Raw genomic sequence first — 17817 nt, forward strand, 5'->3', positions numbered from 1 at the left:
ATTATAAGTAGAGTTGTTGATGTAGAATTGTAATTAAAATTTATTAAATGTCAAATCGTATTAATGTTAAAACAAGTAATACTGAACAGGTTTTTTGGGTTGCATTAGGTAGTTTAAGTACCCTGGGGCTTTCTATTGTAAGTGCAGCAATTCTGTCAAGATATCTGGATAAAGCAGAATATGGGACTTATAAACAAATACTATATGTTTATACTACTTTATTAATTGTTTTTTCTGCAGGTTTACCAAGAGTATATGCTTATTTTTTACCTAGATATAACTTAAATGAAGGCAAGGCAATTGTATGGAAGATAAGTAAGGTGTTGTTTCTGGCAGGAGTGTTGTTTTCGGTTTTTTTATTTTTATTTTCAGGTTGCATTGCGGATCTTTTAAAAAATGAAAGATTGGAGTATGGATTGAAGGTGTTTTCGCCAATGCCAATGTTATTATTACCAACATTAGGTATTGAAGGTATCTTTTCGACCTATAAAAAAACTTTATTTTTAGCAATTTATAATACTCTTTCAAGATTATTGATGCTGGTTTTTATAGTTGTTCCTGTTATCTTGATTAATGCGAATTATATTATCGCAATTTATGGATGGTTAATAGCTTCATTGATAATATTTGTGATGACTTATTTTTTTAAAGGAATACCGTTCAAAGGGGTGGAATCGAAGGAAGCTAAATTGGAGCTTAAAGAGATTCTCGCATATAGTTTGCCTCTCGTTTTCGCAAGTTTTTGGGGTATAGCTATTAAAGCAGCTGATGAATTTTATATCAGTCGTTTTTTTGGAGCAAATGTATTCGCCGAATTTTCGAATGGTTTTATCGAATTGCCTCTCGTATCTATGATAACTACAAGTACTTCAGTAGTTTTAATGCCTGTTTTTTCAAGGGTTATACATGAAAATAAGGGCGTTGAAGAATTAGTAGTTACATGGAAAAGCGTGTTAAACAAATCTGCAATGATTATCTATCCGATAGTTGTTTTTTTTATGTTTTTTTCTACGCAGGTAATGGTTATAATGTACTCTGATGTTTATTTTGAGTCCGGAAAATATTTCAGAATTAATATGATACTTAATTTTTTTAATATAATAATTTTCTTTCCATTAATGTTATCATTAGGAGCGACTAAATTTTATTCCGGATTACATGCCTTTATTGCAATTTTAGCTTGGATTGGCGGATACTTAATCATGATCATTTTTAATAACCCAATTTCACTCGCAATTTTTTCGGTATCATTATCAATATTAAAAGTGATGATTGCTTTAGTATATGTGAGTAAAAGATTAGAGATCAAAGTATATGAACTATTTCCTGTTTTTCAGATGCTCAAAATAATACTGCATACATGTCTTGTTATGTTTACAGTGACTTTTTTTCTTAAGATTGTTGTCATTGAGAATAGTTTAATGCATCTTATTGTGGCAGGACTATTGTATGCGATATTAGTTTTAATGACAGGGCGTTTTTTGAAATTGAATTATTTAGAATTTTTATATCCATTAATAAATAAAATTAAAAAAAATGGTTAATAGATTTAATTGTACAAACAGAAAAGGAGAATGTTTGTCCAATGTTTTGAATATTTAGATTTCCTTGTAGTGGAGGATTCAGAGTCTTAAATTTTTTAGTCAAAAAATCTTTAGGATTGATAGGGGATATTCTTGTTATGGTTTCTTTTACTTCAATTATTAATGGTTAATTACTATTGAAAAAATATATATGATTAAAAAGGTACTATAGAATTGTATCTGTCTCATAAAAATTACAAACAATGATTTTGAAACTTATATTTATAATGTGTTTTATGAATATGATTTACTAAGTATATCTGATAACAATAATCTTTAAAAAATGAAAATAACCTTAATTGCTGGGGCAAGGCCAAATTTTATGAAAATTGCTCCTATAATACATGCTATTCAGAATGCACAAAAAAAAGGAAAAGATATCTCATTCCGATTAGTGCATACAGGGCAGCATTTTGATGAAAAAATGAGTGCTACTTTTTTTAGAGAGCTTAATATTCCACAACCTGATGTTAATTTAGAATGTGGAGGAGGCAGTCAGGCAGAACAAACGGCAGCTATTATGATTGCTTTTGAAAAAGAACTGTTAATTAACCCTGTTGATTTGGTTTTGGTGGTTGGTGATGTGACATCAACAATGGCCTGTAGTATTGTTGCTAAAAAAGTGAATATAAAAGTAGCTCATGTTGAAGCAGGAATTCGCTCTTTTGATTTAACCATGCCGGAAGAAATAAATCGTATGGTTACAGATAGTATTACAGATTATTTTTTTACTACATCGGAAATTGCTAATACTAATTTGAGAAAATTGGGAGTTTCAGAAGAAGCAATTTTTTTTGTAGGTAATGTAATGATAGATACTTTGTTGGTAAATAAACCTCGCTTTTTACCTCCCTCAGTTTTTACAACCTTGGGGTTACAGAAAGATAATTATCTGGTTATGACTTTACATCGCCCTGCCAATGTAGATGAAGGTGAAAAATTAAGAGAGCTAATAGTAACTATTGTTAATAATGTTGCTGGATTACCAGTTTTGTTTCCAATACATCCAAGAACAGCCAAAATTTTTAGTGATTTAGGAATACAAGCTGAGAATCTTTTTATAATAGACCCTTTGGGTTATTTAGAATTCAATTATTTGGTTGCAAATGCCAAAGCAGTAATAACTGACTCAGGAGGAATCACTGAAGAAACAACCGTTATGGGTATCCCATGTATTACTTTAAGAGATAACACAGAGCGACCTGAAACAATTACTATAGGTACTAATGAATTGGTAGGCACTAACCCATCAGCCTTACTTCCGGTATTATCACAATTGCTAAATGGAAAGTGGAAAAAAGGAGGAATTCCTGAAAAATGGGATGGAATGGCAGCAGAAAGGATAGTTGAATGTCTTTTAAATTTGCAGTAAGTCACTGGTTTTAAGTTTTTTTAATAACTCTGATAAGATTTTAATATTTGTAAAACTTTGAAAAAATGAATATGACGATTGGCGAGAGTGTAAATTGTTTAGATTTAATAATAGAGTTTAAATGAGTACTAAGCAAAAAGCGTGGAGTGTAAAAGAAAATAATTTAGATAAATTTATTAAAATTGTTTTTTTTATAGTTAGTCCTATTTTCGGTTTTTTATATTCTTTAAAAAATATAAAAACCAAATCTTCGTATGTTATTTTCTTTCTAACTGCAATCTGTTTTGGTATTAGTTTTACTGTAGAAAGGCAAAGTGGAAATGAGAATGATTTTGATAGTTTTTTTTACAGGGAAGAATTTGAGTCTTTTCAAAGTGTAGATTATTTAGAATATATAGATGGTTTAAAAGATTTTTTAAGTTTTGATGAAGGAAGAAAAGATTATTATTATGAAACGATAGCTTTTTTTGTTTCTAGATTTACAAATAACTATCATTATTTGTTTGCTGTTTTTGCTATAGTTTTTTCTTTTTTTGCATTAAAAACGTTTCGGTTTTTAACGGAAGAGGAGAATTTTAAAAATAACTTATCGTCTTATATTCTCGCTTATATATTTTTAACAAATCAGATTTTTAATATCAATGGAGTTCGGTTTTGGACAGCAGCTTGGGTTGCCGTTTTTATAGTATTTCAGGTTTTTAGAAATAAAAAATATCAATATTTATTATTGATGGTACTACTTCCATTTATGCATGGCTCGTATTGGATATTTATTTTTGTTGTTTTTGTTTATATATTATTGAGTAGATTTTATAGGATTTTTATTGTTTTATTTTTCTTCAGTTTTATTTTTTCTTCAATATCGTTACAATTGGCAAAAGACAGTACAAGTTTTTTACCGATTTTTCTTGTAAAATTAATAGATTCATATACCAGTGCAGAAACGATTGAGAAGGTAAGTGCACAGGGGACAGGTTTTTTTTGGATAGCTAAAATTTTCAAAACCGTATCATTTACTTATATGAATTTACTAGTGTATTTGTTTATAAGGAATGAAAAATTAATTAAAGAAAACTTTAAAACGGAAAGTCTTTATAAATTTTTATTAGTATTAGTAACTTTTGCAAATTTTACGATGAGTATTCCGTCTTTAGGAGGAAGATTCTTTTTATTGTCTTACCCAATAATAGCTTATATATGGCTAATCAATTTTGGAAAGAACAGGTATAAATATATACTCTACTTTTTTCCTCTGGCATTCTTTTTCAATATTTATGAACAGCTTATTTTATATTTAAAGGTTACGGGTGTGTATTTCTATATTTCAAGTCCATTTTATATTGTTTATGAATATTTGTTTTAGAAGTATGTTTTTTAAATTATAAAATGCTTGTTAATAATTATAGATTACATAATTGAGAAATAAATAAAGACTTCTTTTATGTGTATTTAAAATGAAAGGATTTGATGTAAAATGTTTTAATAAAAATGAAAAATAAAAAAATTATAATTATTGCAAGTGCTATTTTTCCATTTCAATCTCCAAGAGCTAATAGGGCGACAGAGTTGGCCAAAGAGTTTGGTAAACAAGGACATGATGTGACTATCTATGGAGTATTAGGGGATTATGATTATTCAGTGTTTGAAGCTAAAAATAATGTCAAAGTTAAAAACATTGAAAAAATGACTTTTGCAACTTTGAATAGCGATAATTCTGGTAAAGATACTTTTCTAAATAAAATTTTAAGACGTTTATTAGGACGTTGGCTAGAGTTTCCAAATATTGAGTTCATGTTTAAGATGACTAAAATTCTTAAAAAAGAAAAAGGGACAGATATGTTGATATCCATCGCATATCCGCATCCTATTCATTGGGGATGTGCATTGGCAAAAGCGCGAATGGGAATTAAGTTCCCTAAACTGTGGGTGGCAGATTGTGGAGACCCTTATATGGGGAATCCAATTGAAACACCGGTTTTTTATTTTAAATATATTGAGAAGTGGTTTTGTCGGAATGTAGATTATATTACGATTCCGATAGAAGAAGGTAGATCTGCATATTATTCTGATTTTAGAGATAAAATTAAAGTCATTCCACAAGGTTTTGATTTTGATTTAGTGCGTATAGATTCAAAAGAGCCTAATAATGAAGTGCCTACATTTATTTATTCAGGTGTTTTTTATCAGGGAGTTAGAGACCCTAGAGTGTTTCTGGATTACCTTTCTAAGGTGTTAATTAATTTTAAATTTATCATTTATACACAATCAAAAGATATATTGGAACCCTATAAAAGTAAATTAGGAGAAAAACTTATTATAAAAGATTATGTAACCAGAGAGGAATTATTAGTAGAATTGGCTAAAGCTGATTTTTTAGTAAACTTTGAAAATGGAAATGCAGTACAGTCTCCCAGCAAGTTGATTGACTATGCTTTAGCAAAAAGACCCATAATGTCAGTATCGTCTTTTGCAATTGATGAAGATAATATTGAGAGGTTTCTGAAAGGTGATTACAGCGGAAAGTTAGAAGTGCATAATATTGATCAATATGATATCAGAAACGTAGCGAATAAGTTTATTTCGCTTAGTTCCGGTGATTTATTAAAGTAGTCTTTAGGATTATATTATAGTGTAAAAATAATAATAATGTGTGGTATATATATAACTAACATTCCTTATGAAAAGGAAGAAGTGTTGGACAAACTTAACTTAATAAAGTTTAGAGGACCTGATAATTTAGGGTACTTAAAAGAAGGGAATATTTCTTTAGGTCATCTAAGATTGGCTATTGTCGATTTGGATGTTCGTTCAAATCAGCCATTTTTTTATGATAAATATATTATCGTTTTTAATGGGGAAATATATAATTTTCAGGATATCAGGGATGAATTGAAAACTTTAGGCTACTCTTTTGAAACGACTGGTGATACAGAAGTTTTAGTAAAGGGATATGCAGCATGGGGTAAAGATCTTTTACCAAAGATTAATGGAATGTTTGCATTTGCGATTTATGATATTGAAAATGAAAAAGTTTTTTGTGCAAGAGACCGACTTGGTGTAAAGCCATTTTATTATTATTGGAAAGATGGTTTTTTTGAAATTTGTAGCCAATTAAAACCTCTAATGAATTCAGAGAGTGTAGTATCGGATGAAGCGATTTCAATTTATTTAGATTGTGGTTATGTGCCTTCTCCCTATTCAATTTTGAAAAATGTATTCAAGTTAAGTCCTGGGAAATTTATCGAAGTTGATTTAGTGGCCCAATCAATGAGTATTTCTGAATATTGGGATTTGGAACCAGTTACGGCTAGAGATATTTCGTATGAGGATGCTAAAGAAGAATTACACAAATTATTGATTGATGCCGTAAGAATAAGGATGGATTCAGATGTTCCATTAGGGACGTTTCTTTCAGGGGGGATAGATTCAGCGTTGGTTACTGCTATTGCGTCTAAAATATCTGCAGAAAAGATAAATACATTTACTATTGGATTTAATGATCCGAAGTTTGATGAAAGTAAAATAGCAGAAGAGTTTTCAAAAATTTTAGATACAAATCATAAAACTACATTTTGTAATGCAAATGATGCATTAAAATTACTGCCGAAATTTCAAGAAGTTTATGATGAACCTTTTGCTGATAGTTCAGCTCTGCCTTCATTGTTATTGAATTCAGTTACAAAAAAAGGAGTTACAGTCGCTTTATCTGGTGATGGTGGAGATGAAAGTTTTTTAGGATATAACTATTTTGAAAGCATCAGAAAAGCTACAGTTTTTTTTAGAATCCCCTACTTTATTAGAAGTTTACTGGGGCTTTTAATAATAAATAAAAAATCAAAATTTAAAGAGTGGCTTTTAATCAGGAATATTGACGATTTTATAGTAAGGGTTTTTGTTTCAGTGAATAGTTTGAATTTAGTGAAGAATGATTCATGGATAAATAGATATTACTCAATATTTAAAAAATTATCCTCAAATGAAATGCAAAGAGCTGCTGATCTAAATATTAAACTTTGGTTAGAAAATGATAGTAATGTTAAGGTTGATAGAGCGAGCATGGCTTATGCCGTAGAAGTTAGAAGTCCTTTTTTAGATTATAGAATAATTGAATTCGCTAGAAAGTTACCGGTAAGTTTTAGATATAAAAAAGCACTGAGAAAAAAGATTTTGAGAGATATATTGGAAGAGTATATACCTAGTTCCGTTTTTAATCAGCCCAAAAGAGGATTTTCTATACCATTAGATGATTGGATTAAAAATGACCTAAAAGATGATATCTTAAATTGTTTGAATGATTCATTTTTGAATAACGTACCTAATCTGGATGTTGAGAAATTCAAAGAACAATTGTATAATCATATGGAAGGTAAGGAGATTAATGGAACCAACATCTGGAAGTTATATATGCTTGCGAAATGGTCTGAGTATAATAATATTAGTCTGTGTTCAAAAACTAATTAGGTCGTATTAGTATTTTTTATTGTTGTTGCTTATCAATGGATAAGGAATACACTGTTTTTATAAGTGAAAGAATATTGATTATCCTTGATTACTGATGTTTCCTGTTCGAAATTTTTATGAAATATGAAAATCAAAATGCATGGAAATTATCATTCGTGTCATTACGGATCGTCAGACTCGAAATCAAAAATTAAATTAAAATAAAGAAAGGGTCTTATTATGGAAAAAAAGAGAGTCGTTTTTGTAGCGGCTTCTACTCAGGGTGGCGGTGCCGAAAGAATGCAAATCAATATCATGCATTCTCTTTCTGTTGAAAAATACGATGTCTTTTTTGTGAATACCAGCATTGAGCCTAAGCCTCAAAGTTTGAAACCACACATTAAATATATTCAATACAATAAAAGCCATGCCAAAAATGCATATCGTTTGTTGTCTAAAGATTTAAAGCATATTAATCCGCATTATATTTTTACCACATCCATTGTTGTTGCGTATTTGTTGCAGATCATACGTATGATGTCCAGGCTTAAATCCAGGTTGATTGTTCGTATTGCTGTACCACCATCGGAGTTGTCACATGGAGGATTAAAATCGTCGGTTCTCAGTATGATTAATTCGTTTACTCTTAAGCATGCAGACCTGATTATTGCTCAGACCGAATTTTCGAAAACAGATGTTGCCAGGCACTATAAAGTACCGCTGACAAAAATAAAAGTAATCAGAAATATTGTTGATCAATCGTTATTGGACGAAAGTGGAGATCTGTATTTTCCGGGTGAATTTATTAGCGGGAATTATAACGTAGTAGCTGCGGGAGCCTTATATTCTGTAAAAGGATTTGACCTTTTAATTCATGCTATGAAAGAAGTGGTAAAGCACAATATAGCAACCCGTTTATATATTTTAGGTGATGAGCGATATGAGACGGGATACAAAGCCCAATTGCTGAATATGATAAAAGATAATCAATTAACAAATCATGTTTTTTTATTAGGCCATCAATCGAATCCTTATCCGTATTATAAAAATGCCGATTTGTTTGTATTGTCTTCACGTAAAGAAGGTTTCCCAAATGTTGTTTTAGAAGCATTATATTATGGAATCCCGGTTGTTGCAACCAATTGTGTGGATTTTTCGGAGGTCATCAATAATGGCGTAAATGGATACATTGTTCCTAAAGATTCGGTAAATGATTTATCGGAAGGGATAATTATGGCTATAGATCATTTGAAAAAGACTACTACTAACAAGATTGTTAATTATAATTACGAGCAAATTTTTAGCTGATGCATTTAGTTTCTGTTATTATTCCGACCTATAAACCCGGAGATTATATATATCAATGCTTCGAGTCGCTTTCTGTTCAGACTTGCGGCAATTCTGTATTTGAGGTTGTAGTTGTCTTAAATGGGGAAAGAGAGCCTTATTATGATAGTATAGCGTCAGCGCTGAAAAAGCACAATGTTAATTACAAGCTGTTCTATACAGATATCCCCGGGGTATCAAATGCAAGAAATATAGCGCTTGATTATGTCGCAAACAGTAATACATCGTATGTTGCCTTTTTGGATGATGACGACAGATTAAGTCCGTCTTTTGTAGAAGAATGCTTAAAAAAGGCACAACCAGATGTCATTGTGGTATCCAATACCAAAACCTTTGTTGAAAACACAGATGAAAAGCTCGGTGATGATTATCTCTCCAGTTGTTTTAAAAAAAATCAGGGAAAAAAATATAATATCATAAATTACAGGAGTTTTCTATCAACAGTATGCGCGAAACTCATTCCGTTATCTGTTATCGGAAAAACCAGATTTGATACGCATTTTGCTATCGGTGAAGATTCCTTATTTGGTTTCGAAATATCCGGCAGCATAAATGAAATGAGCCTGGCAGACGAAAAAGCTGTTTATTTTAGAGGTTTACGGCCATTATCGGCAAGCAGAAAAAAACAAAAAAAAATACCCCGTATTTTATGCAGCTTAGGCTTGTGTAAAAAGTACTCACAGGTTTATTTTACGCATTGGAGACAGTACAGTTTCAAGTTTTATATAACGAGAATTTTAGCTGAAATGCAATATATTTTTAAAACCCTTATCCATTAATAATAACCGACTTAAAGAAAATAAATAATGAAATATACTTTTGAAGTTATTACATCTCCCGATATTTTGTGGGATAAAATGGCCTCATGCTATGACCATACTGTATTTAAGTCCAAAAACTGGGCGAATTTTCTGAAGGAGTTCTATAATGTGGCTCCGTTTGTTGTTTCTGTATCTGAAAAAGATAAAGAGATCGGCTATTTTTATGGACATAAAATAAAGAAGTTAGGCGTTCAGATAGTAGCGTCGCCTTTTGAGGGTTGGTCAACATCTTATCAGGGTTTATCAATGTTGAAAGAGATAACGGTGAATCAAAGATTGGATATTTATGAAGAATTAATAGCATGGTTGTTTAAGAATAAGCACTGTCGTTATTTTCAGGTTTCTGATTGGCAATTGGAAGTTGCGGAGTGCCTGCATCGTAATTTTACTATTGAATTGCAGAAAGGTTATGTGCTGGATCTTACAAAAGATAAGGAAGAGCTTTATAAAAACATGAGTTACAGCAGTGTGCGTTATTCAATTAATAAATCCAGAAAAAAGGGAGTAGAAGTAAAGGAAATTTCGGACGTAAATGAATATGCTCACGAATATTATAAACAGTTGAAAGAGGTTTTTCAGAAACAAGGTTTAACGCCTACCCATTCTATGGAGCAAACCAGGACAATGTTGCAGCATACCTTTTCTGAGAATATGATTGCTCTTTATGCCGTTAATCCTGAAGGAGAATGTCTGGCTTCAGCATTTTTTCCTTATGCTGGTAATTATGGGTTCTTTTCAGGAGGAGCAAGCTACCAATCGGCACAGAGTTACTGTCCTAATGAATTAATCATGTGGAGTGCTATAGAAATGTTGAAGGATAAGGGCGTGAAATATATGGAATTTGGTGGAGGGCGCCGTTATAAAGAAAAGTACGGTCCTACGCCTTATGTCAAACCAAAAATTATTGCATCGAGCCTGCCCTGGCTTATTCCTGCCAAGTCATTTGCCAAATCAGCATTTTATACTGTTAGAAAAATTGGAGCATTGCTTAAAGGTAGAAGAGTCAATGAAGGTGTATAATAATATTAAATGATGAGAAAAATGATTTCTTTAATGTATCATGATGTATATGAATATACAGTCCAGGAAAGTGGTTTTCAAACATCACCAGCCAATAAATATAAAATTTCAAAAGAGGAATTTGCAAAACAAATTCAAAGTATATCCAAATATTGTAGTGATAGAAATATTTTAAAAGAAAATATAATGCTCACCTTTGATGATGGAGGGTCTTCTTTTTATTCAATAATAGCACCGATTTTAAAAGAATATGGTTTTAAGGGATATTTCTTTATTAGCACCGCATTTATTAATACTAAAGGATTTTTAACATCAGATCAGGTGATTTCGCTGCATGAAGAAGGACATTTTATAGGAGCACATTCTCATACACATCCGGGGATGTTAAATAAATTGCCGTTAGTAGAATTGGAAGAGGAGTGGTCCGTTTCAATTAAAATATTAAATGATCTGTTAAAGACTAAAACCACACATGTATCGATTCCTGGCGGTTCCTTTTCTAAGGAAATGGGAAATATACTTGCTAACAAGGGAATTGAATCGATATTCATATCACAACCTACTAATAAAATAGAGTTTATCAGTGATAATTGTCGCACTATAGGAAGATTCGCAATTTATAACAATACAAAGGTTACGGAAGTTGAAGATTTATTGAAAACTATTTCGTTAACGCGTTTAAGACAGATTGTGAAATGGAAAAGTTTAATTCTGTTTAAGTATTTATTAGGGACAAATTATTTAAGGATTCGGAAATTTTTATTGAAATCATAAAGAGCATGAAAATTTTATACTTACATCAATATTTTAAATTTCCAAGTGAAAATGGAGGGACACGTTCCTATGATCTGGCTACTGGATTTGCAGAAAAGGGATATGAAATCGAAATAGTGACATCCACTTCAGATCCGGAATATAACCAGGCGAAACGTTGGGTAAAGTTGCAAAAAGATGGTTTAATAGTACATTACATCTATTTGCCGTATGGAAATCACTTATCTTATTTTAAAAGGAGTCTGGTTTTCTTTCAGTTTCTTTGGTTTGCTTCATTTAAACTGTTGGCAATAAAAACCGATTTAGTTTTAGCGACTTCTACACCTTTGTCTATAGGTATTCCTGCTTTGATAAAAAAATGGATGACTAAAACACCATTTGTTTTTGAAGCAAGAGATGTGTGGCCGGAAGCTGTTATTGCAATAGGAGCAATAAAAAATATTTATTTGCAGAAACTATTGTACCAACTGGAAAGAATAATTTATAAAAATGCAGCTGCAATTGTTCCCCTATCGGTTGATATGAAGAAATCCATTGTCGATAGATATCCGCAATTTAAAACGAAGCCTATTGAAATTATAGAGAACATTTCTGAAATCAGACGCTTTCAAAACAGCCATAATCAGGACAAATCATTATTGAAAGAAAAAATAGGGTTTGTACCCCGATTTACGGTTTTATATGCCGGAACTTTCGGTCGTGTGAATGGAATAGGTTATGTTGTGAAATTAGCCAAAGAAGTAATAGCAATAGATCCGACAGTTGTTTTTGTATTGATTGGTGCCGGTGCAGAAAAAGAAATGATCACACAGTTAGCTTTAGATGAGGGCGTTTTGAATAAAAATGTTTTCATACTTGATCCGGTTTCCAAACAAGAGTTGCCACAACTGTATTATGAATGCAATATGGGAAGTTCTTTTGTGATACCGGTGAAAGAATTGTGGGCCAATTCAGCCAATAAATTTTTTGATACTTTGGCGGCAGGAAAACCGATATTGATTAATCATCCCGGATGGCAGAAAGATAAGATCGAATCTGAGGACATAGGTTATGTACTTCCGGAAAAAATTGACAAATTTGCAGCTCATGATTTTGTAAACTACACTCAGAATGTTGCGCTGGTTAAGAAGCAATCCATCTGGGCTTTGGAAGTTGCTAAACGTAGCTATTCATTGGAAATAGCAGTTGAAAAGTATATAGGGGTTTTTAATAAGATATTATAATGTATAAAAATTATTGTAAACGATTTTTTGATTTTACCGTTGCATTATTTGGTTGTATACTACTATTTCCCATTTTTGTAGTTGCAACGATTTGCCTCTATTTTGCTAATCAGGGCAAACCTTTTTTCTTTCAGGTCAGACCTGGGAAAAAGGAAAAACTTTTTAAAATCATTAAGTTTAAGACTATGAATGATAAGAAAGATGCTAATGGGAATTTATTACCGGATTCGGAACGTTTAACAAAAGTTGGAAGTTTTGTGCGTAAAACATCTATCGATGAGATTCCTCAGCTAATCAATGTTTTAAAAGGCGATATGAGCTTAATAGGGCCACGACCGTTATTGCCGGCGTATTTGCCATTATATAACGAGATGCAAAAACAACGTCACGATGTTCGGCCAGGTATAACCGGTTGGGCACAGGTTAATGGCAGAAATGCAATCAGTTGGCAGCAAAAATTTGAATATGATGTTTTCTATGTAAATAATATTAGCTTTATGAACGATATGAAAATTATATTTTTAACTGTTAAAAAAGTTGTCGTGAGAGAAGGAATAGCTGCAGAAGGTATGGCAACAACAGAAGCGTTTAAAGGGAATTAAAACTAAACTATGAAAAATATAGCAATTATAGGAGCCGGAGGATTTGGTCGGGAAGTAAAAATGCTTATTGACGATATCAATTCTAGAGGAGCAAAGTATAATTTCATCGGTTTTTACGATGATGGATTAGAAAAAGGGACAGTAGTGAATAATCATATTGTTTTGGGAGGAATAGATGATTTGAATAAGACTGATAAAAAGCTTTGTGTTGCATTAGGGATAGGTGATCCTAATTTGAAATCAAAAATTATCAGTAGAATTACAAATCCGGATATTGAATTTCCTGAAATGATTCATCCTAGTGTTTTGATAGGGAAGGATGAAGTGTCTATAGGAAAAGGAACGATAATTTGTGCAGGAACAATTATTACCTGTAATATCCTTATTAAGGAGTTTGTCACACTTAACCTTATGTGTACTGTTGGGCATGATACACAGATAGGCTCTTTTGCCTCTTTTATGCCTTCAGTTAATATTTCGGGTGAAGTTAAAATAGAGGATAAGGTATATGTTGGAACGGGAGCAAAAATTATCAATCAGCTTGAAATAGGCACAGGGACAATTGTTGGGGCTGGTGCCGTAGTTTCAAAATCATTGCCTGCAAAATGCACTGCTGTTGGAATACCGGCTAAACCAATTAAATTTCATGAATAATTATAGGACTAGGTAACAGATTGGCATTTAACCGAAAAATTATGACCTTATGCTAATGAAACGCTTGTTTGATGTTGTTTTAGCGATACTGCTATTAATGATTGGTTTATTATTGATGGTTGTTGTATGGTTATTGTCAGCTATAGCAACAAAATCAAACGGGCTTTTTTTTCAAAAAAGAATAGGACAGTTCGGGAAAACCTTTACTATAATAAAATTCAGAACGATGCGTTCTATTGCCTTAAGAGATCCGGTATCGGGCGAATATGTAAATAGAGCAATTATTCCTCCGGTATGTGCTGCGCTTCGGAAATATAAGCTTGATGAATTACCACAATTAATCAATATAATCAGCGGAGATATGAGTTTTGTTGGTCCGAGACCCGATTTACCGGGATATTATGATCAATTAGAAGGAGAAGAGCGAAAAATATTACAATTAAAACCAGGTGTGACCTGTGAAGCAAGTATTAAATACGCTGACGAGGAAAATCTTTTAAAGAAACAGAAGAATCCTGAACAATATAATGATGAGGTAATTTTCCCGGATAAGGTAAAAATGAATCTGGAGTATTATTATAAACGGAGCTTTTTTGGGGATATAAAAATATTATTTAACACTCTGTTTCGTTTTTGTTAAATTTACAACATTGTTTAGTGGCTGATAAATAGCAGGCGGGCACTAAACTATTTTGGATATATAGCTGCGATTTGTTTACATTGAAAAAAGAATAGTTACTTTTGCATTTAATAAAAGCTGTAAATTAAAATTTTAGATAATGAATTCGAAGATTTGGCTTTCTTCACCTCACATGGGAGGTACAGAGCAACAATATATAAATGAAGCTTTTGAAAGTAACTGGATAGCGCCTTTGGGACCGAATGTTACAGGCTTTGAAAATTCATTACAATCCTATTTAGCAAACAATGTTGAGGTAGCGGCGTTAAGTTCCGGTACAGCAGCATTGCATTTGTCTTTAATATTATTAGGAGTAGGACAGGGAGATGAAGTGATTTGCCAGTCAATGACTTTTTCTGCATCAGCAAACCCGATAGCTTATCAGGGTGCGACTCCCGTTTTTATTGATAGCGAACCGGATACCTGGAATATGTGTCCTGTAGCTTTAGAAAAGGCAATTATTGACAGAATTTCGTTAGGTAAAACCCCTAAGGCGATTATTGCGGTACATTTATACGGTATGCCGTATAAAGTTGATGAAATAAATAAAATAGCACAGCAATATAATATTCCGGTTATTGAAGACAGTGCAGAAGCATTGGGAAGTACTTATAAAGGCATTTCCTGCGGAACTTTCGGTGAGTTTGGTATCTTGTCTTTTAACGGAAATAAAATCATTACAACCTCCGGTGGCGGAGCATTAGCCGTTAAAAATGCCGAACTAAAAAAGAAAGCCGTATTTTTAGCAACGCAGGCGAGAGATGAAGCACCACATTATCAGCACAGTGTTATTGGATATAATTATAGAATGAGCAATATTTGTGCTGGAATTGGCAGAGGGCAGATGGAAGTATTGGATGATCATGTACAACTGCGTAGAAAAGTCAATCAGTACTATGTAACGTACTTCGGGAATATTGAAGGGGTGAGCGTATTACAGGAGCCAAATTCGGATTATTTTTCGAATCATTGGTTAACCGCGATATATTTGGATCCGAAAATTCACGGCGAAAAATCGGCTGAAGATTTACGTTTGTTATTTGAAGAAAACAATATTGAAAGCAGACCGCTTTGGAAACCAATGCATTTACAGCCGGTTTTTGAAGGAACACCTTATTATGGAGAAACGGTTGCTGAGAATTTATTTAAAAACGGATTGTGTTTGCCGTCAGGTTCTAATTTAACTGAAGCAGAAATGGAAAGAATTGGAACGGTTCTTGATACGTTCTTCCAGTTGAAATTGAAACACACTTTCACATATTAGTTTTATCAGGATAATTATTTTTATAATGAATAATAATACATTTAAACTTGAAAAATAGTATTTTTCGTAGGCTATATTCGAATTTGGAACAGGCTTCAACTACCTTTAGAGATGACTTTTCCTTACAAAGTTTGCGCTATTTACCAAGATGGATTGTCTTATTTATAGATATTTCTGTAGTGATTATTGCGTCCATAATGAGTTACTTTCTTTTGGACGGACTTGGTATTCAGTTTAAGTTAGTATTAAATAAAGACAAGTTTATATATGTTGTAAGTGTTTACTTCTCGGTTACGATTTTCTTCTTTTGGTTATTCCGCACTTATTCCGGAATTATAAGGCACTCCACTTTTATAGACGGTATTCGCTTGTTTTTTGCGCAATCGTCTACTTTTCTGGTAATGTTTTTTATAAATGTATATTTTGAACAGGCAATAGGTGACAAATTATTCCTGAATACCCGTTTGTTCATCAATATCATTATCTCATTCATGGGGTTGTTTTTATACCGTATTGTGGTAAAACAATTCTTTGAACATTATCTTACAGAATCTAAAAACAATAAACTGGAAAGAGCACTGATTTATGGTGATGGATTCAATGCAACGGCATTAGCCAATGCGTTACGATCAGAGCGCCCGGCCAGATTTAAACTGTTAGGATTTGTAGATTCTGACCGATCCAATACTACAAAAAGGATTTTAGATTTACCCATTTTTATCGTTAAGAAAAAGATTCCGGTGCTCCTGCGTTCGGTTGGTGCGAATGCTTTAATAATCGCAACAAACAGTCTGAAGGAAGACCTGATGATGGAACTTATCGATGAATGTCTGGAATATGGATTTAAAGTATATACCATTCCTGTAGTTGCCGACTGGTCTGACGCGAAAGACATCTCTAAAAAAGTAAAATCAATTCAGATTGAAGACCTTTTGGAAAGAAAACCAATTCAGTTGGACAATACCTCAATTGGAAATGAATTGAGCAATAAAACCGTTTTAATTACCGGAGCAGCAGGATCAATCGGTAGCGAGATCGTTAATCAGGTCATTGCGTTTTCTCCTAAAAAAGTTATTCTGATCGATCAGGCAGAAACGCCTATATATCATCTGACTCTTGAACTGAATAAGAAAACGACGGCAACCAATATTTTTCCTTATGTGGCCGATATCCGGAACAGAAAGGAAATAGAAACCATATTTGCGAAACATAATCCCGATATCGTATTTCATGCGGCTGCCTATAAACACGTTCCTATGATGGAAGATCACCCTATTCAGGCGGTATATACCAATGTTATGGGAACCCGGAATCTGGCAGACTTGTCGGTAGCATACAAAACGTCAAAGTTTGTGATGGTTTCCACAGATAAAGCTGTGAATCCAAGTAATGTTATGGGAGCCAGTAAGCGTATTGCAGAGAAATATGTGCAGACGCTTAATTATCATTTGCATAATAATGGACTAAAAGAAACTAAGTTTATTACAACCCGATTTGGGAATGTATTAGGATCTAACGGTTCTGTAGTGCCTTTGTTTAAACAGCAAATAGCAAATGGCGGACCAATAACAATAACACATCCTAAAATCATCCGTTATTTTATGACCATTCCGGAAGCCTGTCAATTAGTATTGGAAGCCGGAGCAATGGGAAGTGGTGGTGAGATTTATATTTTCGATATGGGAAAACCGGTAAAAATTATCGATCTGGCCCGTAAAATGATCAGGATGGCTGGTTTACAGCCGGACAAGGACATCAAAATTGAAATTGTAGGTTTACGTCCCGGTGAAAAATTATACGAAGAGCTGTTGAATGATTCTTCAAAAACATTACCAACCCATCATGAAAAAATAATGGTGGCAGTTGAAGTAACCGATACATTTGAAGATATTTCTCAGGCAATAAATATATTAATTCAATTGGCTGAAGAGGGACATGAGATGTCAAAAATTGTGATGCAGATGAAAACAATTGTCCCGGAGTTTATCAGTTTGAATTCGGCGTTTTCGACCTTAGATGTTAATTAAAAAATCAAAAG

15 protein-coding genes are annotated in these 17817 nt (G+C 32.7%); all 15 read left to right on the plus strand.

All coding sequences use genetic code 11. The annotated features are described in order from the left end of the window. Window positions 1-47 precede the first annotated feature (47 nt). The 15 genes from HW120_RS07060 (at window position 48) to HW120_RS07130 (ending at window position 17806) form a co-directional block, all read left to right on the plus strand. Entirely contained in the window at window positions 48-1544 is a 1497-nt protein-coding gene (locus HW120_RS07060) for an oligosaccharide flippase family protein (RefSeq protein WP_177732562.1), read from the plus strand. 322 nt (window positions 1545-1866) lie between these two features. Then, window positions 1867-2955 carry a non-hydrolyzing UDP-N-acetylglucosamine 2-epimerase gene (gene wecB, locus HW120_RS07065; RefSeq protein WP_177732565.1) on the plus strand — a complete coding sequence of 363 codons (1089 nt, stop codon included), beginning with the start codon at window positions 1867-1869 and terminating at the stop codon, window positions 2953-2955. A gap of 121 nt (window positions 2956-3076) precedes the next feature. Then, window positions 3077-4318 (plus strand): EpsG family protein, encoded by a 1242-nt coding sequence (locus HW120_RS07070; protein WP_177732567.1) that lies wholly within the window; start codon window positions 3077-3079, stop codon window positions 4316-4318. A gap of 125 nt (window positions 4319-4443) precedes the next feature. After that, a complete protein-coding gene (locus HW120_RS07075) occupies window positions 4444-5565 on the plus strand; it encodes a glycosyltransferase (RefSeq protein WP_177732570.1) in 1122 nt (373 codons plus the stop codon). Between the two features lie 36 nt (window positions 5566-5601). After that, window positions 5602-7416: an asparagine synthase (glutamine-hydrolyzing) gene (gene asnB, locus HW120_RS07080; protein ID WP_177732574.1), complete on the plus strand. Its 1815-nt coding sequence runs from the start codon at window positions 5602-5604 to the stop codon at window positions 7414-7416. Window positions 7417-7635: 219 nt separating this feature from the next. Beyond that, window positions 7636-8703 (plus strand): glycosyltransferase, encoded by a 1068-nt coding sequence (locus HW120_RS07085; protein ID WP_177732577.1) that lies wholly within the window; start codon window positions 7636-7638, stop codon window positions 8701-8703. Further along, on the plus strand, window positions 8703-9521 hold the full coding sequence (locus HW120_RS07090; protein WP_177732579.1) for a glycosyltransferase family A protein: 819 nt from the start codon (window positions 8703-8705) through the stop codon (window positions 9519-9521). The genes HW120_RS07085 and HW120_RS07090 overlap by 1 nt, the downstream gene beginning before the upstream one ends. 27 nt (window positions 9522-9548) lie before the next feature. Next, entirely contained in the window at window positions 9549-10583 is a 1035-nt protein-coding gene (locus HW120_RS07095) for a GNAT family N-acetyltransferase (protein WP_177732581.1), read from the plus strand. Between the two features lie 9 nt (window positions 10584-10592). Then, window positions 10593-11357, plus strand: coding sequence for a polysaccharide deacetylase family protein (locus tag HW120_RS07100; protein ID WP_177732584.1), 765 nt, complete (start codon window positions 10593-10595; stop codon window positions 11355-11357). Window positions 11358-11362: 5 nt separating this feature from the next. Next, window positions 11363-12580, plus strand: coding sequence for a glycosyltransferase family 4 protein (locus HW120_RS07105; protein ID WP_177732587.1), 1218 nt, complete (start codon window positions 11363-11365; stop codon window positions 12578-12580). After that, window positions 12580-13182 (plus strand): sugar transferase, encoded by a 603-nt coding sequence (locus tag HW120_RS07110; RefSeq protein WP_177732590.1) that lies wholly within the window; start codon window positions 12580-12582, stop codon window positions 13180-13182. The genes HW120_RS07105 and HW120_RS07110 overlap by 1 nt, the downstream gene beginning before the upstream one ends. Before the next feature lie 9 nt (window positions 13183-13191). Next, complete coding sequence (locus tag HW120_RS07115) at window positions 13192-13836, plus strand: acetyltransferase (protein WP_177732593.1); 645 nt, start codon at window positions 13192-13194, stop codon at window positions 13834-13836. Window positions 13837-13885: 49 nt separating this feature from the next. Then, window positions 13886-14476, plus strand: coding sequence for a sugar transferase (locus HW120_RS07120; protein ID WP_177732596.1), 591 nt, complete (start codon window positions 13886-13888; stop codon window positions 14474-14476). A 139-nt stretch (window positions 14477-14615) separates the two neighbouring features. Next, on the plus strand, window positions 14616-15779 hold the full coding sequence (locus tag HW120_RS07125; RefSeq protein WP_177732599.1) for a DegT/DnrJ/EryC1/StrS family aminotransferase: 1164 nt from the start codon (window positions 14616-14618) through the stop codon (window positions 15777-15779). Window positions 15780-15976: 197 nt separating this feature from the next. Next, complete coding sequence (locus HW120_RS07130) at window positions 15977-17806, plus strand: polysaccharide biosynthesis protein (RefSeq protein ID WP_177732603.1); 1830 nt, start codon at window positions 15977-15979, stop codon at window positions 17804-17806. Window positions 17807-17817: the final 11 nt, after the last annotated feature.

The sequence above is a fragment of the Flavobacterium inviolabile genome (assembly GCF_013389455.1).
In the GTDB taxonomy this organism is placed as follows: Bacteria; Bacteroidota; Bacteroidia; order Flavobacteriales; family Flavobacteriaceae; genus Flavobacterium; species Flavobacterium inviolabile.